Origin of the sequence: Tumebacillus lipolyticus (assembly GCF_042682745.1) — a bacterium.
GTDB lineage: Bacteria > Bacillota > Bacilli > Tumebacillales > Tumebacillaceae > Tumebacillus_A > Tumebacillus_A lipolyticus.
This window is the reverse complement of record NZ_JBHUIO010000005.1, coordinates 87,078-108,395: the sequence shown is the minus strand read 5'-3', so window position 1 is coordinate 108,395 and position 21,318 is coordinate 87,078. Positions and strand designations below refer to the sequence as shown.

At 56.7% G+C, this 21,318-nt stretch carries 19 protein-coding genes; 17 read left to right on the top strand and 2 right to left on the bottom strand.

From position 1 onward, the window contains the following. Positions 1-51: 51 nt before the first annotated feature. Entirely contained in the window at positions 52-357 is a 306-nt protein-coding gene (locus ACFSOY_RS05740) for a hypothetical protein (protein WP_386044685.1), read from the bottom strand. Positions 358-584: 227 nt separating this feature from the next. On the opposite strand from ACFSOY_RS05740, the gene ACFSOY_RS05735 reads away from it, so the two are divergent. The 7 genes from ACFSOY_RS05735 (at position 585) to ACFSOY_RS05705 (ending at position 7,886) form a co-directional block, all read left to right on the top strand. After that, positions 585-1,382, top strand: a complete 798-nt coding sequence (locus ACFSOY_RS05735) for a DUF92 domain-containing protein (RefSeq protein WP_386044683.1) — start codon at positions 585-587, stop codon at positions 1,380-1,382. A gap of 153 nt (positions 1,383-1,535) precedes the next feature. After that, positions 1,536-3,332, top strand: a complete 1,797-nt coding sequence (locus tag ACFSOY_RS05730) for an FAD-dependent oxidoreductase (RefSeq protein WP_386044681.1) — start codon at positions 1,536-1,538, stop codon at positions 3,330-3,332. A 139-nt stretch (positions 3,333-3,471) separates the two neighbouring features. Beyond that, entirely contained in the window at positions 3,472-4,593 is a 1,122-nt protein-coding gene (locus tag ACFSOY_RS05725) for a YheC/YheD family endospore coat-associated protein (protein ID WP_386044679.1), read from the top strand. Between the two features lie 38 nt (positions 4,594-4,631). Further along, on the top strand, positions 4,632-5,282 hold the full coding sequence (locus ACFSOY_RS05720; RefSeq protein WP_386044678.1) for a hypothetical protein: 651 nt from the start codon (positions 4,632-4,634) through the stop codon (positions 5,280-5,282). Positions 5,283-5,386: 104 nt separating this feature from the next. Then, positions 5,387-6,736 (top strand): DUF445 family protein, encoded by a 1,350-nt coding sequence (locus tag ACFSOY_RS05715; RefSeq protein WP_386044676.1) that lies wholly within the window; start codon positions 5,387-5,389, stop codon positions 6,734-6,736. 80 nt (positions 6,737-6,816) lie between these two features. After that, positions 6,817-7,164 (top strand): YlbF/YmcA family competence regulator, encoded by a 348-nt coding sequence (locus tag ACFSOY_RS05710; protein ID WP_386044675.1) that lies wholly within the window; start codon positions 6,817-6,819, stop codon positions 7,162-7,164. A gap of 32 nt (positions 7,165-7,196) precedes the next feature. Further along, positions 7,197-7,886, top strand: a complete 690-nt coding sequence (locus ACFSOY_RS05705; protein WP_386044673.1) for a metal-dependent hydrolase — start codon at positions 7,197-7,199, stop codon at positions 7,884-7,886. Between the two features lie 36 nt (positions 7,887-7,922). Here ACFSOY_RS05705 and ACFSOY_RS05700 read toward each other — a convergent pair whose 3' ends face one another. Beyond that, positions 7,923-8,171, bottom strand: coding sequence for a DUF3243 domain-containing protein (locus ACFSOY_RS05700; RefSeq protein ID WP_386044671.1), 249 nt, complete (start codon positions 8,169-8,171; stop codon positions 7,923-7,925). Positions 8,172-8,477: 306 nt separating this feature from the next. On the opposite strand from ACFSOY_RS05700, the gene ACFSOY_RS05695 reads away from it, so the two are divergent. The 10 genes from ACFSOY_RS05695 to ACFSOY_RS05650 all read left to right on the top strand — a co-directional run bounded on the left by ACFSOY_RS05695 (position 8,478) and on the right by ACFSOY_RS05650 (position 21,204). Continuing rightward, entirely contained in the window at positions 8,478-8,792 is a 315-nt protein-coding gene (locus ACFSOY_RS05695) for a hypothetical protein (protein WP_386044669.1), read from the top strand. Between the two features lie 100 nt (positions 8,793-8,892). After that, positions 8,893-10,206, top strand: coding sequence for a DRTGG domain-containing protein (locus ACFSOY_RS05690; RefSeq protein WP_386044667.1), 1,314 nt, complete (start codon positions 8,893-8,895; stop codon positions 10,204-10,206). A gap of 84 nt (positions 10,207-10,290) precedes the next feature. Beyond that, a complete protein-coding gene (locus ACFSOY_RS05685) occupies positions 10,291-11,904 on the top strand; it encodes a hypothetical protein (protein WP_386044666.1) in 1,614 nt (537 codons plus the stop codon). Between the two features lie 123 nt (positions 11,905-12,027). After that, positions 12,028-13,563 (top strand): GNAT family N-acetyltransferase, encoded by a 1,536-nt coding sequence (locus tag ACFSOY_RS05680; protein WP_386044664.1) that lies wholly within the window; start codon positions 12,028-12,030, stop codon positions 13,561-13,563. Positions 13,564-13,660: 97 nt separating this feature from the next. Next, on the top strand, positions 13,661-17,203 hold the full coding sequence (locus ACFSOY_RS05675; protein ID WP_386044663.1) for a DNA polymerase III subunit alpha: 3,543 nt from the start codon (positions 13,661-13,663) through the stop codon (positions 17,201-17,203). Positions 17,204-17,238: 35 nt separating this feature from the next. Next, on the top strand, positions 17,239-17,706 hold the full coding sequence (locus ACFSOY_RS05670; RefSeq protein WP_386044661.1) for a phosphatidylglycerophosphatase A family protein: 468 nt from the start codon (positions 17,239-17,241) through the stop codon (positions 17,704-17,706). 123 nt (positions 17,707-17,829) lie between these two features. Continuing rightward, positions 17,830-19,059, top strand: a complete 1,230-nt coding sequence (ystJ, locus tag ACFSOY_RS05665; protein WP_386044659.1) for an NADP-dependent malic enzyme — start codon at positions 17,830-17,832, stop codon at positions 19,057-19,059. 90 nt (positions 19,060-19,149) lie between these two features. Next, a complete protein-coding gene (locus ACFSOY_RS05660; RefSeq protein WP_386044658.1) occupies positions 19,150-19,353 on the top strand; it encodes a glutamate decarboxylase in 204 nt (67 codons plus the stop codon). A 14-nt stretch (positions 19,354-19,367) separates the two neighbouring features. Further along, on the top strand, positions 19,368-20,261 hold the full coding sequence (accD, locus tag ACFSOY_RS05655; RefSeq protein ID WP_386044657.1) for an acetyl-CoA carboxylase, carboxyltransferase subunit beta: 894 nt from the start codon (positions 19,368-19,370) through the stop codon (positions 20,259-20,261). Then, positions 20,251-21,204 (top strand): acetyl-CoA carboxylase carboxyltransferase subunit alpha, encoded by a 954-nt coding sequence (locus ACFSOY_RS05650; RefSeq protein ID WP_386044656.1) that lies wholly within the window; start codon positions 20,251-20,253, stop codon positions 21,202-21,204. The genes accD and ACFSOY_RS05650 overlap by 11 nt, the downstream gene beginning before the upstream one ends. Positions 21,205-21,318 lie beyond the last annotated feature (114 nt).

The window sequence follows — 21,318 nt, the reverse complement described above, 5'->3', positions numbered from 1 at the left end:
GTGGAAGCGGGCTAAACTTGTACGCAGCAGCGAATCGGAAGCGGAGATCTGCTATTCGACAATTTCGGAAGGGCTCGGTTCAAGCCAATAATCGAGAACTTTGCGATTTAAGACCTTATTGACGATCATGGCTTGTTGCAGGGGTTTGAACAGCTCCCGCCATTCGATGCCTTCACGTTCTGCAATATCTACGGTCGCAAGCAGTCGCGCCCATGCTGCATGTCGCTTGTACCAGAAAAAATTCGGATCTTCGAACATGAATGGGTACAGATCATCAAATGGTGTGTGTTTGCAGTCGACAGTGCGGTCGAAATTCTCCTTCGCTTCTTGTACATAGCGCAAGCTGTTTGAAGTCATCAGGCGTTCCCTCCCTTTTCTTCCATCATACATGAGAGTTATGCAATGCGGAAGAGTTATCTTTACTTACGGAGAATAATCAGTAAATTGACAATGGCGACACTCCTTGTAATTCTATCAATATTAAAAGGTTTTTTCAAGAATTTTCACCTGTGTGAATTAATTTATTTACCTAATGGAGATCTGATGACCTCAGGATCATCAGACGTGGGGGAGGAGGTACGCGGATGGATGTGTGGGTAGGCTTGGCTGGAAGCGCTTCGATCGCGCTGATCGCCTATCGAAAGCGCTCGCTTACTCGATCTGGAGCGCTGGCGGCGATTGTGGTCGGGAGCATTTTGTATGGCATGGGCAGTTTGCCGTGGTTTGGCACGCTGATCGCCTTTTTTCTCTCCTCGACGCTGCTGACAAAATGGAAGGGCAAACAAAAATCGGAGATGGAGGAGAACTACGAGAAGACGGGACGTCGCGATGCGGGGCAGGTGTTTGCCAACGGCGGGCTCGGCGTGTTGCTCTGCATCTGCGCTTTCATCTGGGAGAGCCCTTGGTGGTGGTTGGCGTTCGTCGGCGTGATGTCGACGGTCAACGCCGACACGTGGGCGACTGAGATCGGAAGTCTCAGCAAGCGGTCACCGCGCTTTCTGCTGACCGGCAGGACGGTGGCGCCCGGCACGTCGGGCGGTGTGACGGCGCTCGGGCTCTTGGCATCGCTCGCGGGCGGCCTGTTCATCGGCGCGGTGGCCTGGCTGTTCGCGCAAATGATCGGGGAAGAGCTTCGCTTGGGGCAGCTGCTCCTGATCGGCGGTGGGGCGGGGCTTGCTGGGTCGCTGTTCGACTCGTTGCTCGGCGCGCTTTTTCAGGCGATGTACAAATGCACAGTCTGTCAGAAGGAGACGGAGCGCCGCACCCACTGCGGGGTGAAGGCCGCCCCCCTGCGCGGTCTCTCCTTTTTGAACAACGACTGGGTCAACAGCATCTCCTCTGTGTTCGGCGGAGCGGTCGCAATGTTGATCGGTGCGATTTGAGTTCATAAAAGGTCATTGGATAAGGACAATTAACAGAGGGTGTTAAACTGTCAATTGACTTTTCCCCCACTCTCATACTAAAGTTTGGGAGTGGGGTGATCGAAGCAGATGGGGCAGATAAACACATGGGTTGTCCTTAGCATATTCATATTGTTGATCATAGGGATCGCCGCGTGGACGCAGGTCGATCGCCAGCAGGATGTCGATCAGCTGGTCGTCAACCAGTTAAACCGCTCCGACTATGATGTGATCGTCGTCGGCGGCGATCCGGAAGGCGTGATGGCAGCGGTGGCATCCGCGCGAAAAGGAGCGCGGACGCTGCTGATCGAGTCGAGGGATGGATTGGGCGCTACGATGACCTATGGCATGTTAAACTATCTCGATTTGAGTTTTTTGAACGATCAGAATATTAATGCAGGCTTGTTCAAAGAGTGGCACGATCTGGTCGGCGGCACCTCGATCTTCGAACCGGATCGGGCCAAAGCAGCGTTTTTACAGCTGGTCAAACAGGAGCCGAACCTGACGCTCGCTTTGAACACGAAGGTGCGCGAACCGCTGTTTGAAGCGGGGAGCAAGCGGCTGATCGGGCTCGTCGCTGAAAATGATCAGGGCGAGCATCGGCTCTCCGCCAAGCGGATCATCGATTGTACGCAGGATGCAGATTTTGCTGCAATGTCTGGTGTCCCCTACTTTGTCGGCATGGAGGATATCGGCATCCGCACCGAGATGTCTGTCACTTTGATGATCCATTTGAAAGATGTGGACTGGAACGGTGTGCATCGAGCGGTCGAGCAGAAGAAGTTCGGGGGCGGTTTTATCAACAAGAACGCCGCCTGGGGCTTTTGGGAGCTCAAAGATGCCTATCAACCGCGAGAGAAAGGCGCGCGACTGCGCGGATTGAATATCGCTTTGAACGAGGATGGCACGATCTACATCAACGCCTTGCAGCTGATGGGTGTCGACGGCCTCGACCTGAAGGCGAAGCAGGAGGCGACCGAGGCGGGCAAGCGGGAGACGGGGCACATTCTCTCCTTCATGCAGAAGGAGTTCCCCGGCTTCGAGCGCGCGCAGATCGCCAGCTTCCCCGAGGAGCTCTATGTGCGCGAAACTCGCCACATCGAGGCGGAGTATCAATTGCAAGTCTCCGATCTGTGGGAAAATAAAGACCAGTGGGACTCGATCGGCTTTGGCGGCTATCCGCTCGACATTCAGGCGACCGCCTTCCATCGCGATGATGCGGTGCTAGGAGCGCCGAGGCTCTATGCGATCCCGTTTCGCTCGCTCGTGCCGCTTGCGGTGGACAACCTGTTGGTCGCCAGCCGCGCTTCCGGCTACAGCTCGCTGGCAGCCTCCTCGGCTCGGGTGATTCCGACCGGGATGACCGCAGGTCAGGCGGCGGGGGTGGCGGCCGTCTTGTCGATCGAGGATGAGATCAGCTTTCGCGAGATGAGCAGAGATCGCGAGCGCATGTTCGAACTGCAAGAAGAACTGCGGAAACAGGGGGCTGCTCTCTACGCCTTTCAGATGAAATATCCCTATCAGGGCGAATGGTTCTATCCGGCGGTCAAATCGTTGCTCAGCTTCGGGCTGATCGCAGGCGGCTATGAGAACAACCTCCACGCGGAGGAGACGATGAACGAAACGGACGCGCTTCGCCTGTTCGAGCGATCGGTGCGCATCCTCGAACCTGGGCGCAAACAGGAAGTGGAAGCCAATCTGGAACCGCTGAAAAAGAGCGTCCGCCAGCGGAGCATCACCCGCGATAAACTGCTGGAGATCGCGCTTGCCACCCAGGGGGAGCGCACTTCAGGGCGCAGTTTGCAAACGGCGAAGGACAAAGGGTTGATCGACCCGATCTTTGCCGAGAAAGTTCGCAACAATCGCGAGTTGAACCGAGCGGAGATCTATCATTTTCTCGCTCATCTCTACCGCGACCAACTGTCCAAATAACCGACCGCAACGCACGCAGCCTCTCCGGCCCTACGGAGGGGCTTTTCTATGTTTCTTGCAACTTCGAACTGCTGCGTTCGAACGCGTGTACAAGTTCGTTCATATACTAGTAAAAAGGTGGACAAAGGGGGAACCTTCGATGAAGGAAAAGCGTCCGCTTTTTGGTGTGATGACGACTGCGGTCGGTCGCCGAGCAGGAGACAGGCGACAAGCTGTTGCGCCAGCTGAGAGCTGGATCGCTCTTGAACAGCGCGCTCACGAACTCGGCATCAGAGCGTGCCTGTTTCATCCGGAAGATTTTGACCGGAGCTTGAAGCGCGTACACGGGCTTGTCTGTGAGCGGGCAGGGGAGAAGATGGTGTGGCGGCGCGTCGTCTGCCCGCTTCCAGAGATCGTCTATGACAACGTCTACGTTCATCTCAGCTCTACCCTGTCGGTCATGCGAGTGCGGCATTTCTTGGAGCGGCGAGGCACGCCAACCTTTAACCCGCGGATGGGAAACAAGGCAGAATTGGCCGACTGGCTGCGCAAATACCCAGACTTGTGGAAGCATCATCCGGAGACGATGCAGTTTACCGACCGCAAGCAAGTGAACGATCTGCTGTCCCGACATCGATCTGTCTACCTCAAGCCGGTGCTCGGCAGCGCGGGACAAGGCATCGTCGAAATTCGTCCAGAAGGTGAGCAATATCGCGTGCGCGCCGTCAAATACGGTCGAGACAGACGATCGATCTCCCTGCTGATGAGCGAGCCCCAAATGCTCGCTTGGGCGGGGCGGGAGCAGAGACGAATGCAGTATATCGCGCAGGGCGGATGCGAACTGATCTGGATCGACGACAGCAAGATCGATCTGCGCACACATCTGCAACGAAATCGAAAGGGGGAGTGGGAGTGCGTCGGGCTCGTCGTCAAGCGCGGCAGTCCCCACTCGATCGTCTCCAACTATCATGCGGGCGGCTCGGTACACTCGTTCGGCTGGCTGATGCGCCATGCGAGCGAGCAGGGATTCCCGATGCCTGATCGCCAGAAGGTGATCGAGCTGTCGATCGCAATCTGCAAGGCGTATGCCGAAAAATCTTCGCATCTGGCGAGCCTCGGGCTCGATCTCGGCATCGACCAAACGGGGCAGCTTTGGCTGCTCGATGTCAACGCCCGCCCAGGTCGCAACATTTTAGACGAGCAGCAAAAGCTGCGCTGTCAGCAGTTAAACGCAGAATTCGCCAGCTATTTACTCAGTGAGCGTAAGATTAATTCGCTATGATATAATAAGAGGAGAAAAAGTGCGAAGGAGCTGACAGATTGGGCAGATGGTTGGCAGCAGGAGGCGTTTTACTCATCGCACTGATCGTTTTTGGCTTCGGTGTGTTCAGCTTTGAGACAACGGGTGACCATGCGCAAGAGGTGGTGGTCGCAGCCGATCCTGGCGACCGCTCTGGGCTCGTACAGGAGATCGCGCCATCAGAACGGGTGCTTGGTGAGCAGTACCCCAAGCTCGTCGGCGAGAGCAAAAGTTACTTTGGCGAGCGCAAGCCTGAGGAGAGCCTGAAAGCAGCTTGGCATCTGAAGAGCTACGAGATTCGCAATGTGTCGGACGGCGGAGAAGAGCGGGGCGAAGCGGCGATCAGGAGCTCTTACTTTCAAGGCCCATCTGAGATCGGCATGACCGACTTTCCGATCAAGCCGGACTACTCCTCATCGCCAGAAGTTCCGGCAGACGTGATCTCCGCGTTCTTTGGCACGAACGTCGAGGTGGAGTTTGTCCATCGGTACAGCGTTTCGGTCAAAGCGCCGCACGTAGGTCAATTCAACACCAAAGTGTTCCCGCTGTATCGGGTGCAAGAGTTTGAAGTTTGGGAGGACCCCCTGTTTGGGAAACCGACGAAAGTGGGCGCGGGAAAAGTGAAGCTTCCAGCGGGGATTCAGGTTGAAACATGGGATCTCGGTGTGTAAAAATTGGGTATACTGGGCAGGGGGAGCTTGAGGCTCGGCAGCAGGTGTCAGCCTCTTTCTTGCTCTGCCCTTTTTGATTGGTCTGAGGGAGGTCTTATATTGCGATGAAGATGATTTTGATCTCCGTGGGCGTCGGAGCGCTGATCGGCCTGTTCACCAACTGGCTGGCGATCTTGATGCTCTTTCGCCCGTGGAAAGAATTGCGCATACTCGGAAAGCGAATGCCGCTGACTCCCGGTCTGATCCCGCGCCGCCAGCAGGAGCTTGCCAGCAAGGTGGGGGAGGTGGTCGAACAGGACCTGCTCACACCTGACGGGTTGGCCAAGTCGATCAAGCGCCCTGAGGTGGAGGAGATGGTCAAGCAGGCTGGCATCAAGGCGATCGCGCAGACGCTGCAGGAGACGCCAACTGCTGGCCAACTCGCTCAAAAGCTGTTTGGCGCAGACTTTCAGGTCAAGGTGACAGACAAGCTGGTCGATCAGGCGATCGGCTATCTGCAGAGCGAGGCGGGGCGCGACAAGTTGGAACGGATGGCAGAAGGGCTGTTCGATCACCTGAAGGGCGCGCTCTCCTCCGCCGAAGTGCGCCGCAAGATCGCGCATAGCTTCGCGGGGCCGCTGCACGCCCAGTTGATGAACGGCCAGCTGACCTGGCAGGACCTCTTGCCGACAGGAACGCGTCAGCTCGTAGAAGACCGATTGCAAGCGCAGGTGAAGCCGTTGCTTGCGGGCACTTCCGCTTGGATCGAAGAGCCTGAGGTGATCGCCGCGATCGCCGAGATGCTGCAGGAGAAAGTCAAGAGCATCCCGCTGCTCGGTCCGATGGCAGCTTCCTTTCTGTCCCGCGAGCGAGTGGCTGCAGACATCGTGCCCCGCATTCAGGCGGTCATCGTATCGAGCGCAGTTCAAGAGCTGGTCACCGAGCGGATGCTCGATCGCGTGGCTCGCTTTTGGCAGCAACCGATCGGCAGTTCGCTGAGCAGTCTGTCGGGAGATGACCTCGCAGCCTTGCTCGAACATCTGCTCGAAGTGGCGCTTCAGCGAGCCGAATCGGAAGCGGCTGCGACCAAAGAGATGTTCAAGAGCGTGCTGGTCAGCGGTCTGGTCGAGAGCGTGAACCGCGAGTCGGTCGCCGGTCTGGTCGGCCGAATCGTCGAGCAGCTCTCCGCATGGAGCGTGCGGGACTTTTACATCGAGCGCACCGAGCAGGTGGACGCGCTGCTCGTCAAGGCGTGGCGCTATCTGCGCGGGGAGCTGATCGAGGCGCTGCCCGCTCTGATCGAGGCGCTTTCGATTCGCAAAGTGGTTCGCGATCAGGTGTCATCCTTCCCGATCCCGCGCTTAGAAGCGTTGATTCGCTCGGTGGTCAACAGGGAATTGCGCATGATCACGCTGCTCGGCGGGGTGCTCGGCGGGGTCATCGGGCTGGTACAAGCTCTCCTCGTCTTAATTTAACAAAGCGCATCTTGATTTATGAATCGAATCTTTGCTACCATTGGTGTTGAACCCTTTTTCTACAGGAGGTCATCACGCGAATGAATCCGTACGATAAGGCACATGAGCTTGCTCGCGCGCTCACCGGCTCGCAGGAGTATCAGCTCTTGCAGCGGTTGAAAGCGCGAGTGGATGCGGATGCATCCGCCAGAAAGGTGTTGGATGATTTTCGCCGCCGCCAGTGGGAATTGGAGACGCGTCGGCTGATGGGGGAAGAGATCACAGGCGACGATATCGAGCGGGTGACCGCTCTGCAAGAAGCGCTGTCGCTCCATGCGACGGCAAGGGAATACTTGGAAGCAGAATATCGCTTCGGCCTGATCTATTCGGATATTCATAAAATCATCGGCGAAGCGGTCAGCGAAGTGATCGCACAGCCGGAACGCTAAGCGAATACGGGAGAAATGAGGTTGGTGAAAAGATGAAAGTGACCTTTCTGGGGCATGCGTGCACGCTGGTGGAAGCGGGAGGCAAGCGAGTGATCATCGATCCGTTCTTAAAGGGCAATCCGCAAGCGACCGTGTCGCCTGCCGAAGTGGATGTCGATGCGGTGCTGATCACACACGGTCATGGTGATCATGTCGGGGATGCGGTGGAGATCGCGAAGCGAAACGACTGCACGATCATCGCCAATTTTGAGATCGCCGAATACCTTGAGGCCAAGCATGGCGTCAAGGCGCACGGGATGCACATCGGTGGGGCGCACCAGTTCGAGTTTGGCCGCGTCAAGCTGACGCAAGCTTTCCACGGCTCTGGCATCGAGCTCGGAAATGGTGAGTTTATGTACGGCGGGCAACCGGCAGGCATCTTGCTGACGATGGATGGCAAGACGTTCTACCATGCGGGCGACACAGGTCTGTTCGGCGACATGAAGCTGATCGGCGAGCTGAACGCGGTGGACATCGCCGCACTTCCGATCGGCGACAACTACACGATGGGGCCAGACGATGCGCTGCTCGCCGCCCGCTGGATCAATGCGGGCGTGACCTTCCCGATCCATTACAACACGCTTCCGCTGATCGCTCAGGATGCGGACGCATGGGTGGAGCGCTTGCAGGCTCACGATCTAAACGGGAAAGTGCTCAAGCCCAACCAATCGATCCAGGTATAAAAAAGGGGAGGTGTCGCAGGACACCTCCCCTTTTCTTTAGTGTTTGGAGACGAGATTGACCATCACGCGAGCCAGCGCATGGCGCTCTTCATCGTTGCTCACATTCCACATCTCTTGGAGCAGGCGCTCCTGCTCGTTTTTGGGGTCCACTTTATCAGCCAAGTATTCGCCCACGCGGTATGCAACGCTCGAAACCTTTTCGTTGGACATCCCCGCATCAACCGCTTGTTCAACACGGTCGCCGAGAAACTCTTTCCATTGTTCGAAACTGCTCAGAACGGACATGTAGATCCCTCCTCCTCAGATTTCAGCGAAACGGATTACACGCGTTACTATCCCACAGAGCGCGCGGAGTTATACAACCCGCTTCGGTGCGAAAAAACATTCTCCTGTAAGCTGTTTGTAATCGGCTCGTAATATAACTGTCGTAGGATAGAACTACATCAATATTACCCCCTTTTCAGAAGTGACCCCGTCGTTTGAGGTCACCTATTTTTTTGCCTTTTTCGCGCATGCTCGCGAATCATAGCGCTCCCTTCGCCTGCATATCTGTAAGAGGAGAGGACTTGTACGAGAAGGGGGCCGTTCGCTTTGAAGCGCAATCAGACATCGCGGAGCTTTGTCTACATGACGATAGGTCTCGCCTTGCTGTTCTACGCATTGCCGCGCCTGCCGCAGGCGACGTGGTCGCTCGAAGGTGCATTTACGATCGCTTGGCTTTCCTTTTCTGTGTTGATCATCGGGGCCAATCTGTATCAGCTGATCGGGGTGGACAAGGAGCGACAGGCGAGCAGAAAGCAGCATCGCGCGTGGTTCGCAGGAGGCGTGCACGAGTTTCAACGCGGCTATTTTCCCGATGCGAAGCGCGAGATGAGACAGCAGAAGCAACGTCGATTTATGTCGTGACAAATCGCACCCGAAAAGGGTGCGTTTTTTTGATCAAGCTGTACTATAATAGGGAGAGCAGAGATAGCGAAACAGATTTGGAGTTCGGAGGCTGTGACGGATGAGCACGACCAAACATGAGCAGATATTGAAGCATATTGAAGACCTTGAGGTAGGGAACAAAATCTCGGTCCGGCAGATCGCCAAGGTGATGGAGGTCAGCGAAGGAACGGCCTATCGGGCGATCAAAGAGGCGGAAACGCGCGGCATCGTCTCGACGATCGAGCGGGTGGGGACGGTGCGCATCGAGAAGAAGCAGAAGAAAAACATTGAGCGACTGACCTTTGCCGAAGTGGTAAACATCGTGGAAGGAACGGTGCTCGGCGGACGGGAAGGGCTGCACAAGACGCTGTCCAAATTTGTGATCGGCGCGATGGAAGTGGATGCGATGCTTCGCTATATCGATCGCGACTCTCTGCTGATCGTCGGCAACCGCGAGCAGGTACATAAAATATCGCTTGAGCACGGAGCGGCCGTGTTGATCACAGGCGGCTTCGATACGACAGACGAGGTGAAGGTGCTGGCCGATCGGATGCAGTTGCCGATCATCTCCTCCGCCTATGATTCGTTTACGATCGCGACTTTGATCAATCGGGCGATCTATGATCGATTGATCAAAAAGGAGATCCTGTTGGTCGAAGATATCATGCCAGCCAACGTGGTGCCCGATGTTCTCTTCGTCGGGGATACGGTCAAAACGTGGTACAAGATGGTGGAGGAGACAGGTCACACGCGCTTTCCAGTCTTGGATGGCGGAGAGCGATTGGTCGGGATCGTCACTTCCAAGGATGTGACAGGTCGTGAACTGGACGAGCCGATCGAGCGCGCGATGACGCGCAACCCGATCAGCGCGTCGGGGCGCACGACGGTCGCCTATGCGGCGCACATGATGGTCTGGGAAGGGTTTGAGCTGCTGCCGGTGGTCGAGCACAAGCGGTTGGTCGGCGTCATCTCCAGACAGGATGTAATTCGGGCGATGCAACACATTCAGAACCAGCCGCAGGTGGCGCAGACGATTCAAGACATCATCTTGAGCCATTTCAAGGAAGAGGAGGGCAACGGGCGCGATGTGGTGCTGTCCGGGGTGGTGACACCTCAGATGACCAACCAGATGGGCACGATGGGGCCGGGCGTGCTGATGACGCTGATCAATGAGGCGGGGTCGCTCGCCATCCGTCGATTAAAAAATTCGGACATGGTGGTCGAGAACGTCTCGATCTACTTTTTAAAGCCGATCCAGATCGAATCGCAGGTCACCATCCATGCTACTGTCGTCGATTCGGGTCGCAAGTTTGGCAAGGTCGATGTGGAGATCTCAAGCCTCGGCGATCTGGTCGGGAAAGCGCTGTTTACCGCTCAGGTGCTCGAACGATAACGCTCCGGCGCAAACGGTTGTAAGATCGGATGCGCTTCTTTATAATGAGGTTGGCTTTTGATAGATTCTAGGAGATGATAGGCGATGAGAAGTACGTTTCGTTTGGAAAAGTCGCCGTATCAGGTGGTTTTGTTCCTGCTTGTGTTCGCTTTGTTGGGGCTAGCTTATCTGAATCGGTTTGTGCAAGACGATGCTTTTATCTCATTTCGTTATGCGGATCATCTGGCGTCTGGATTGGGACTCGTCTGGAACGAAGGCGATCGAATTGAAGGATATACCAACTTTTTGTGGACGCTCTTGATGGCTGTGCCGATTCGGCTCGGCATCGACGTGATCGCCTTTTCCTATGTGGCGGGGCTGTTCTTGTTTTTGGTCTCCCTGCATTTTGCTTACCATACGGCGGTCAACGCGTTCTCCTCGCGGGCGGTCGGTCTGCTTGCGGTGCTGCTGCTCGGAACGAACTATACATTTAGCATGTATGCGACTGGCGGCTTAGAGACGCAGTTGCAGACGGCGCTCTTCACGATGTTGATCTACGTTTTGTTCATCGGGATCAAGCGCGGCGATTGGAGCGCGATGCGCTTTTTCCAGATCTCGCTCTTGGCCAGCCTCGCTGCGATGACTCGCCTCGATTCGGCCATCTTTCTGATCCTCGTCGGCCCAATCGCCCTGTTCTTTCTCTTGCGCAATCGGGCGTCTGGCCAGCGGAAGGCGATTCATTTCACAGCGCTCGCCCTCCCGTTTCTGCTCTTGGTCGGCGGTTGGTTTCTCTGGAAGCTCTCCTATTATGGAAACATCATGCCGAACACCTTCTATGCGAAAGTCGGCGAGGTCGCCCTGGAGAAGAACGGGATTCGCTTCTTGGGCATGTTCTTTCTCTCCTACTGGCTGTTGCCCTTTCCACTGCTCGCGCTGATCTTCATCAAGCGAATCTTCACCAACGCATATGCGGCGATCTTGGCCAGCGTCGTCCTGCTCTGGCTCGGCTATATCGTCAAGGTGGGCGGCGATTTTATGGAATTCCGCTTTTTGGTGCCGATCTTGCCGTTCGCCTTTCTGCTGATCGCTTGGCTGATCGTCAACTGCGTAAGGTGGCGCTGGTTGCAGGCGCTGCTCGTCATCGCGGTGTTTGCCGGATCGATCAACCATGCGCTGACGTTCGATACCGCTTCCTACCGCAAGAACATCGAGACGCGAGCCACGCTGTCTGCTCATCTCACCGCTGAAAATGAAAATTGGGATCAGATCGGGCGCGTGCTCGGCGAAGCGTTTCCCGATCGGCGCGATGTGACGATCGCGGTGACCGCAGCCGGGGCAACTCCCTACTATGCTAAGCTGCGCACGATCGATATGCTCGGCTTAAACGACGCATGGATCGCCAGAAACGGCGACCATCACAGCGACAAGCCAGGTCACTATCGCATCACGCCGCTCTCCTATCTGAAAGAGCAGCAGGTCAACCTGGTGATCGGACATCCGTGGATGGAGCAGGGGAAGCAAGATCGCGCTCGCTTCACCGTCTCCGAGCTCTACCGCTACCGAGTGTGGAATCTGGAGATGCTGCCAGCGGAGGCGAAGATGGTGAAAATACAGATCGATGCGAACTGGCATCTGTACGCGCTCTATCTGATCAAGCACCCAGAGGTCGATCGCGTGATCGAGGAAAAAGGCTGGGAAACATTCCCGATCGAACAATAGCATCTGACGATACGATTCCCCTCGCACAAGCGCTGCGAGGGGAATCTTGTTTTGTGGCGATGGGACATAATAAGCCTGTTCATCGTTGATCATGCTTCGGATGGAATGGGGAGGCTTGACCTGATGTCAGATATTGACCTTTCAAAATTTGAGAAAAAGATGATCTTGCGCAACATCGAACGAAAAGATTTTGCAGAGTTGATCCGGCTGCAAAGCATCTGTTTTTCGAACATGGACCCGTGGAAGATCGAGCAGTTGGAGAGCCATCTGCGCATTTTTCCGGAAGGGCAGTTCTGTGTCGAGTTTGAAGGGAAGATCATCGGTTCCTGCTCCAGTCTGATCGTCGACTTTAATGAGTACAACGCGCAGCATACATGGAATGAGATCACCGACCACGGCTATATCCGCAACCATGATCCGGAAGGGTTTCACCTGTACGGAATGGAGGTGATGGTGCATCCGGACTATCGGCGAATGAAGATCGGACGACGCTTATATGAAGCGCGCAAAAAGCTCGCGCAGGAGCTCAACCTGAAGAGCATCATCATCGGGGGGCGGATTCCGAACTATCATCTGTACGCCGATACGATGTCACCCCGCCAATATGTGGAAGAGGTGATGGCGCATAACATCTACGATCCGGTGCTGACGTTTCAGCTGATGAACGGCTTTGCGGTCAAGCGGATCAACACGCACTATCTCGATGATGATCTGCAGTCGATGCAATATGCGACCCTGATGGAGTGGAACAACGTCGACTTCTTGCCGCAGACGCGCAAACAGTTCAAGACGTCATTTCCGGTGCGAGTGTGTGTGATTCAGTATATGATGAAGAAGATCGAGAGCTTTGACGACTTCGCCCAGCAGTGCGAATACTATGTCGATGTGGCATCCAACTACGGGTCAGACTTTGCGGTCTTTCCCGAGATCTTTACGATGCAGCTCCTCTCCTTCTTGGATGAGAAGACGCCGAGTGTCGCGGTGCGCAAGCTTGCCGAGTACACGGAGGATTACCTGCATCTGTTCACCAACCTCGCCGTCAAGTACAATGTGAACATCGTCGGCGGTTCACACTTCGTCGAGGAGGATCACCACATTCACAACATCGCCTACCTGTTTCGCCGTGACGGGACGATCGACAGACAGCACAAGATCCACATCACCCCGAACGAGACGAAATGGTGGGGCGTTCAGCATGGGGATGAACTCCGCGTGTTTGACACCGACTGCGGCAAAGTTGCGATACTGCTCTGCTATGATATCGAGTTCCCCGAGCTCGGGCGCCTTGTGACGCAAAAAGGTGCCAACATCATCTTCACGCCGTTTAACACGGAGGATCGCCAAGGCTATATGCGAGTGCGGACGTGCGCCCAAGCGCGAGCGATCGAAAATCAGGTCTACACGGTGATCGCCGGAACGGTCGGCAACCTGTCCCATGTGGAAAATATGGACATCCAGTATGCTCAATCGGGCATTTTCACCCCGTCCGACTACTCGTTTCCGCTCGACGGCATCGTCGGCGTGTGCAGCGAGAACATCGAGACGGTGGTGGTCGGGGATATCGACTTGGAGCTGCTGCGGCGAACGAGAAAATCGGGCAGTGTGACGCAACTCAAAGACAGGCGGCTCGACCTGTATGAAGTGAAGTTGAGGAACTGAACAAAAATTCCTCCTCCGAAGCATGTCGCGACGGAGGATTTTTTGTATAATGAAAAGAGAATATCTGTTCGCATGTTCGTGAAAGGAGGTTGGATGGATGAACGGTTTCGTCCACCTGAATGTACAGACAGAATACAGTTTGCTGCGCGGAATCTGCCGCATTCAGGAGCTGGTGTCCCGCGCTGCTGAGCTGGGCATGGATGCGATCGCGATGACCGACCTCGGCGTGATGTACGGGGCGGTGGAATTTTACCAGCAGGCGAGAGCGCAGGGGATCAAGCCGATCCTCGGCTGTCTTGTGCTGGTGTCGCGGGGGAACTTGCGCGACCGTCCGCCGCGGGGAGAAGAGCCGTATCGGCTGTTGTTGCTGGCGGAGTCGGTGGCGGGATATCACAATTTGCTGAAGATCGTATCGGAGGCGCAGCTGGAGAGCGGTGGGTCGCTGCCCTGCACGGATAAGCATTCGCTCAAGAAGCACCGCGAAGGCCTGATCGCCCTGTCGGCAGGTCTTGAGGGCGAGGTCGCGCAAAAGCTGTTGCAAGGTGACGCCCTCGCAGCAGAGCAGGCGGCAGCAGAGTATGCGGCGATCTTTGGCAAGGGGAACTTCTATCTGGAATTGCAGGACCATGGGATCTTAGAGGAAAAGCAGATGATCCAACAGCTGGTGCAGCTGTCGGCAAAGCTCGCTCTGCCGCTCGTGGTCACCAATGCGGTGCACTATCTTCGCCGCGAGGAGGCGTCGGTGCAGGACGTGCTCGCCTGCATTCGCGAAGGGCGGACGATCGGGGAGGACGGCCGCCCACGGCTGTTGACCGATCAGTACGACCTCAAGTCGGCGGAGGAGATGGCGGCGCTGTTCTCCCATTTTCCGGAGGCGCTGCAAAACGCGAGGCGGATTGCAGATCGCTGTCAGGTCGAGCTCAACCTGAACGAGACGCACTTGCCCGCCTTCGATCTGCCAGCCGGCTTTACCGAGCAGACCTATCTGGCACACCTCTGTGAGCAGGGCGTGCGCATGCGCTATGAGCACCCTGACCAGCAGGTGTGGGAACGGCTGCGCTATGAGCTCGATGTGATCGGTGAGATGGGGTTTTCCGGCTACTTTTTGATCGTTTGGGACTTTATGAAATATGCGCACGAAAACGGAATTTCGACCGGGCCGGGGCGCGGATCGGCAGCTGGGAGCTTAGTCTCCTATGCGCTTCGCATCACCGATGTCGATCCGATTCGCTATAAGCTGCTCTTCCAACGCTTTTTAAACCCGGAGCGAATCTCTTGGCCCGATATTGATATCGACTTTGAATATGAACGGCGGGGAGAGGTGATCGACTATGTGACCCGCAAATACGGATCGGATCGCGTGGCGCAGATCGTCACGTTCGGCACGATGGCGGCGAGGGCGGCGATTCGCGATGTCGGGCGGGTTCTCGATCTCCCGCAGGCGGTGGTCGATCGCACGGCGAAGATGGTGCCGTTTCATCCGGGCATCACGATCGAGCGAGCGCTCCAAGAGGAGGAGTTTCAAAAGTCGTACCGAACGGACGAGGCGGTGCGAAAGCTGGTCGACACGGCGCGCAAGATCGAGGGGTTGCCCCGTCACACCTCCTTGCACGCGGCGGGCGTGGTGATCTCCAAAGCGCCGCTGACCGAGTACGTCCCCTTGCAGCGGGGTGCGGAAGGCGGGGTCGTCACCCAGTATTCGATGGAAGTGTTAGAAGCGGTAGGCTTGTTGAAGATGGATTTTCTCGGGCTGCGCTATCTGAGCCTGATCGATCAGACGATCGAACTGGTCGAGCAGGCGGGCGGCGGACGAATCCGCTTTGCTGAGATGGGGATGGATGATCGGTTGACGTTCGATCTCCTCGCGCGCGGGGACACGGACGGCTGTTTTCAGCTGGAGTCGAGCGGGGTGAAGCATATGCTCCGCGAGCTGCGCCCCACTTCGTTTGAGGACATCATCGCCGTCATCTCCTTGTATCGCCCAGGTCCGATGGAGAACATCCCGACATTTATCCGCGCCAAGCATGGCGAGGCGGCGGTGCGCTATCCGCATCCCGACCTGAAGGACATCTTGGAGGATACGTACGGGGTGATCGTCTATCAGGAGCAGATCATGCAGATCGCCTCACAGATGGCCGGTTTCTCGCTTGGGCAGGCCGATCTTCTGCGCCGCGCAGTCGGGAAGAAGAAGCGCGAAGTGCTGGATGAACAAAGGGCGATCTTTGTGGCGGGCTGTCTGCAAAAAGGGTATGAGGAGCGCTTGGCGCACGAAGTGTACGACCTGATCGTGCGCTTTGCCAACTACGGGTTTAACCGCGCCCATGCGGCGGCCTATGCGGTGCTCGCCTATCAGACCTGCTACCTGAAGGCGAACCATCCGGCCGCCTATATGGCGGCGCTGCTCAGCGGGGTGATGGCGTCACACCGCAAAGTGGCCCAATATGTGGACGACTGTCGCCGGATGAACATCGAGGTTTTGCCGCCAGATGTGAACCGCAGCGAATATCGATTTACTGTCGAGGATGGGAAGATACGTTTTGGCCTGCTCACGATCAAACATGTGGGCGTCGCTGCCATTCAGAATCTGGTGCAGATGCGGCGCAAGCGGCCGTTTCTCAGCCTGATCGACTTTCTGGAGCGCGTGGATGCGCGAGCTTGCAACAAGAAGGCGATCGAATCGCTGATTCGCGCAGGCTGTTTCGACGAGATGCACGGCAATCGCCGCGCGATGTTGCTCGCGCTGGAGGAGACGGCGGAGCAGGGGCGGTTGCGACAGCGGGATCATGATGACAGCCAGATGAGCCTGTTTGGCATGATCGAGGAGCAGGGGCAGGCGAGCGAAGAGCCGTTCACCCTGCCGAAGACGGGCGATTTTTCGGAGCGCGAACGGCTGGAGATGGAAAAGGAGTACCTCGGCCTCTACGTGTCGGGCTCTCCGCTGACCCCCTACCGCCACCAGCTGGAACGACTGGCTGACAAGCGCGTCATCGAGCTGTTGGAGACGGACGACGGAGCGCAGGTGACGATCTGCGGCCTGCTCCGCTCAGCGAAGAAGATTCAAACGAAAAAAGGGGCGCGCATGGCGTTCTTAGAGGTGGAGGACTCGACCGGCATCGTGGAAGTGGTGCTGTTTCCGGAGGTGTACAAGCGAAGCGAACCGCAGTTGCAGGCGGAGGCGATCGCCGTTCGCGGGCGATTGCAGCAGCGCGGAGATGAGCTGAAAGTGATCGCCGACCGCTTGAAAGCGCTCGAACCTGATCGCGAAGAGTTCGAGCCTGCGCAGCAGATCGATCGTCCCGATCCGAGCGATGACAGAGCAGCTCAGGGCGGTCCGCCAGATGCGGGCAGCGATGCGCCTGAGCGCGAAGGGGAGCAGGAGGTGGTCTACCTCCGCATCCGCCCGGAGGATGAACAGCGACTGATGCGGTTGGAGCGGGTGATCCAACAGCATCCTGGCGAGCTCCCCGTCCTGCTCTTCTACACGGCGACGCGAAAGGCGAGAGCGCTGTCCGCTCGCTACGCGGTGGCGATGACTCCCGAGTTTGTGCGCGAGGTCGAACAGCTGCTGGATCGCGGCTCGGTGGTCAAAAAAATGCTTCGCGGCGAAGCAACCTTGCGCAACCCTGCACATAGGATGTAATTATCTTTTCTCATCTGCAGGGAGGTTGTACCAACATGTCACATGAGGTTATCAAAATGTTGAACCGCCGCGGGGTCACGCTCGACGATATCGTCGATATCGTCTATGAGCTGCAAAAGCCGTATCACCCCGATTTGGAGCGCGATCCTTGCGTCACCAGCGTCTTGCGCGTGCTGGCCAAGCGAGAGGTGCAGTATGCGCTGTACACAGGGATCGCCCTGGATGAGCTGGCGGAGAAGAAGGCGCTGCCCGAACCGTTGCAGCGAATCATGGAGGTGGATGAACCGCTGTACGGGGTCGATGAGATCCTCGCGCTGGCGATCACCAACGTGTACGGTTCGATCGGCCTGACGTCGTTCGGCTTTTTGGACAAGGAAAAGGTCGGGATCATCGCCAAGCTGAACAACAAGAGCAACGGCATTCACGTCTTCCTCGACGATCTGGTCGCAGGTGTTGCAGCTGCAGCGTCCGCTCGCATCGCGCATCGGTCGGCGAAGCCTTAACTCGACTTGAATCGTAAATGACCGATCGGTAGAAAGACAGCGCAGTGACATGATATAATGGAAGGTGACGCTTTATCTCCCGATGATTGTCAGAGGGGAGATTGGGAAAAGGAGTGAGAGTCTGTGTCGCTGCGTGAAGATGCACTTGAATTACACCGGGTTTATCGTGGGAAGCTTGCTGTCACGACCAAGGTGCCGGTGAACAATGCTCGGGACCTGAGCTTGGCATACAGCCCCGGCGTGGCAGAGCCATGCAAGGAGATTCACAAGACGCCTGAGCGCGTTTATGACTATACAGCTAAAGGCAACTTTGTTGCCGTCGTCAGCGATGGGACGGCGGTGCTTGGCTTGGGCAACATCGGTCCGCATGCTGCTGTGCCCGTGATGGAAGGAAAAGCGGTCCTGTTCAAATGCTTTGCAGGAGTCGATGCGGTGCCGATCTGCCTGAACACGACAGATGTCGAGGAGATCATTCGCACCGTCAAGCTGCTCGAACCGACCTTTGGCGGCATCAACTTGGAAGACATCGCTGCACCCGCCTGTTTTGAGATCGAACAGCGGCTGAAGGAAGAGCTGAACATCCCAGTCTTCCACGACGATCAGCACGGCACGGCGATCGTCACGCTCGCCGGCCTGATCAACGCTTTAAAAGTGGTCGACAAGCGGATGCAGGACATCAAAGTTGTCGCCAACGGCGCGGGCGCGGCAGGGATCGCGATCATCAAGCTCCTGCTGTCGATGGGCGTGAAGAACGTGATCATGTGCGACACGAAGGGCGCGATCTACGAAGGGCGCGTCGAAGGCATGAACCCCGTCAAAGAGCTGATCGCGAAAAACACCAACCACGAGCGCATCGCAGGCTCGTTGGAGGAAGTGCTCGACGGCGCTGACGTCTTTATCGGCGTCTCGGTCGCAAACGCGGTCACGCAGGACATGGTGCGCTCGATGAACCGCGACCCGATCATCTTCGCCATGGCGAACCCCGATCCGGAGATCACGCCAGACGAAGCGATCGAGGCGGGCGCAATGGTCGTTGGGACAGGCCGTTCCGACTATCCGAACCAAGTGAACAACGTCTTGGCGTTTCCGGGCATCTTCCGCGGTGCGCTCGACGTGCGGGCTTCGATGATCAACGAGGAGATGAAGATCGCTGCCGCCCATGCGATTGCCGAGCTGATCCTGCCACACGAGCTGTCTGCCGACTATGTCATTCCGAAGCCGTTCGATCCGCGAGTGGCGCCAAACGTGGCAAAAGCGGTGGCAAAAGCGGCGATCGACACCGGAGTCGCCCAGCTTTTTGTCTCGCCTGACGAGGTGGCAGAGCGCACCCTTTCCTTGACAAAAGTCGAGTAAAAACGCCAAAATAAGCTCTGTTGCTATGCTCCCTGCCGTGTGATATGATGAGTCCAAAATTGCGGACATAGCCGAGGGAGGTTCTCTCGAATGTGGACTGTCATCTATATTGCTCCTAATGTGAAGACAGCCGAGCGGATTCAAGACAAGCTTTCGGAAGAAGGCTTTTTGGTCAAGCTCCGCCAGACCAATGCAGCCAAGCAGCAATTTGAGATTTTAGTTCCGGAAACGGAACTGGACGAAGTGCAGGAAGTCCTCAAAGACGTTCTTCACTCCTCACATCGCCATTTATAAAATGAGGTGAAAATGTGCTGAAGGACATTTTTAATAAAAGGAAGCAACGATATGCGACCTTGACCTCCGCCGATGTTGCGGAGCGATTGGGCCGGACGAAGCAGCCGGAAGTATCCGTTCCAGAAGGTTTGATGGCGAAATGCAAGCGCTGCGGTGAGATGACCTTCACCAAGGAGCTGGAGAAAAATCTCAAGACCTGTCCGAGATGTGACTACCATTACACGCTCAACGCGGAAGAGCGAATCAAGATGACGCTCGATGACGGTCGCTTCTTTGAGTATGACGCCGGCATGACGGCTGTCGATCCGCTTCACTTTCCCGACTATCCGGCCAAGGTAGAGCGGGAGCAGACGAAGACGGGTCTCAAGGAAGCGGTCGTGACCGGGGAAGGCACGATCGGTGGCTATCCGGTCGTGATCGCCGTCATGGATTCGACCTACTTCATGGGTTCGATGGGCTCTGTCGTCGGGGAGAAGATCACCCGGGCGATCGAAGCGGCGCTCGCCAAGCGCTATCCGCTGATCATCTTTACCGCATCGGGCGGAGCGCGGATGCAGGAAGGGATCTACTCGCTGATGCAGATGGCGAAAACTTCGGTGGCGCTGAACAAGCTCTCCGATGCGAAGGGCTTGTACATCGCAGTCAATACATATCCGACGACGGGCGGAGTCACCGCCTCGTTTGCGATGCTCGGCGATATCAACATCGCAGAGCCTGGTGCGCTGATCGGCTTTGCCGGACGCCGCATCATCGAGCAGACGATCAGACAAAAGCTACCGGACGATTTTCAAACGGCAGAGTTTCTGCTCAAGCACGGCATGCTCGACATGGTGGTGCCGCGCAAAGACATGCGTCAGACATTGGCGACCCTGTTAGAACTGCATGGAGGTGTCACAGGTGGCGAATGAGCTGATGTTTGAGAAGCCGCTGGTAGAACTGCAGACGAAGATCAAGGAACTTCGCGCTTTTTCCGAGCAGAGCGGCTTAGATTTTTCGGAGGAGATCGCCAAGCTGGAAGCGAAAGCAGCCCAGCTTGCGGGCAACATCTACACCGAGCTCTCCCCGTGGCAGCGAACTCAGCTCGCTCGCCACGGGGAGCGTCCGACCACGCTCGACTACATCCGCGGCATGTGCACTCACTTTCTGGAGCTGCATGGGGATCGCTCCTTTGGCGACGATCCGGCGCTCGTCGGAGGTGTCGCCAAGCTCGACGGCATCCCGGTCACGCTGATCGGGCATCAGCGCGGCAAGGATACGAAGGAGAACATCTGGCGCCGCTGGGCGATGCCGCAACCGGAAGGGTATCGCAAGGCGCTTCGCCTGATGAAGCAAGCGGAGAAGTTTCGCCGCCCTGTCATCTGCTTTATCGACACGATGGGCGCCTACCCGGGCATCGAGTCGGAAGAGCGCGGCGTAGCCGAAGCGATCGCGAAAAACTTGATCGAGATGGCCGGCCTGCGCACTCCGATCATCTGCATCGTCACCGGTGAAGGCGGTTCGGGCGGTGCGCTGGGGCTCGGCGTCGGCGACCGTTTGTACATGCTGGAAAACTCGATCTTCTCGGTCATCTCGCCAGAAGCGGCAGCTGCGCTGCTGTGGAAGGATGCAGGGCAAGCGCAACGCGCAGCGGAGGCGATGAAGAGCACCGCCGAGTATGTGCATGAATTTGGGATCTCCGACGGAGTGATCAAGGAACCGCAAGGCGGTGCTCATAAAAATCATGAGGCGACGATCCAAGCGGTGAAAGAGCAGATCGTGGCCGCTCTGCACGAATTGCTGAAGATCCCGACCGATGTGCTGATCGAACAGCGCTATCAAAAGTACAAGCAGATGGGACGTTACGCAGAATAATTGCATAGGGCAAGTAACGAGGGCGAACACTGTATCGTATCTGGAACGGTGTTTACCTCATCGAGGTGTGCTCGTTCCTGAACGGGCACTCCTTTTGCGCACCTATGGGACTAT

Coding starts and splice junctions, on each gene's coding strand:
- ACFSOY_RS05740 (WP_386044685.1), bottom strand. CDS start 357: ATGACTTCAAACAGCTTGCGCTATGTACAAGAAGCGAAGGAGAATTTC.
- ACFSOY_RS05735 (WP_386044683.1), top strand. CDS start 585: ATGGATGTGTGGGTAGGCTTGGCTGGAAGCGCTTCGATCGCGCTGATC.
- ACFSOY_RS05725 (WP_386044679.1), top strand. CDS start 3,472: ATGAAGGAAAAGCGTCCGCTTTTTGGTGTGATGACGACTGCGGTCGGT.
- ACFSOY_RS05715 (WP_386044676.1), top strand. CDS start 5,387: ATGAAGATGATTTTGATCTCCGTGGGCGTCGGAGCGCTGATCGGCCTG.
- ACFSOY_RS05710 (WP_386044675.1), top strand. CDS start 6,817: ATGAATCCGTACGATAAGGCACATGAGCTTGCTCGCGCGCTCACCGGC.
- ACFSOY_RS05705 (WP_386044673.1), top strand. CDS start 7,197: ATGAAAGTGACCTTTCTGGGGCATGCGTGCACGCTGGTGGAAGCGGGA.
- ACFSOY_RS05700 (WP_386044671.1), bottom strand. CDS start 8,171: ATGTCCGTTCTGAGCAGTTTCGAACAATGGAAAGAGTTTCTCGGCGAC.
- ACFSOY_RS05690 (WP_386044667.1), top strand. CDS start 8,893: ATGAGCACGACCAAACATGAGCAGATATTGAAGCATATTGAAGACCTT.
- ACFSOY_RS05685 (WP_386044666.1), top strand. CDS start 10,291: ATGAGAAGTACGTTTCGTTTGGAAAAGTCGCCGTATCAGGTGGTTTTG.
- ACFSOY_RS05680 (WP_386044664.1), top strand. CDS start 12,028: ATGTCAGATATTGACCTTTCAAAATTTGAGAAAAAGATGATCTTGCGC.
- ACFSOY_RS05675 (WP_386044663.1), top strand. CDS start 13,661: ATGAACGGTTTCGTCCACCTGAATGTACAGACAGAATACAGTTTGCTG.
- ACFSOY_RS05670 (WP_386044661.1), top strand. CDS start 17,239: ATGTCACATGAGGTTATCAAAATGTTGAACCGCCGCGGGGTCACGCTC.
- ACFSOY_RS05660 (WP_386044658.1), top strand. CDS start 19,150: ATGTGGACTGTCATCTATATTGCTCCTAATGTGAAGACAGCCGAGCGG.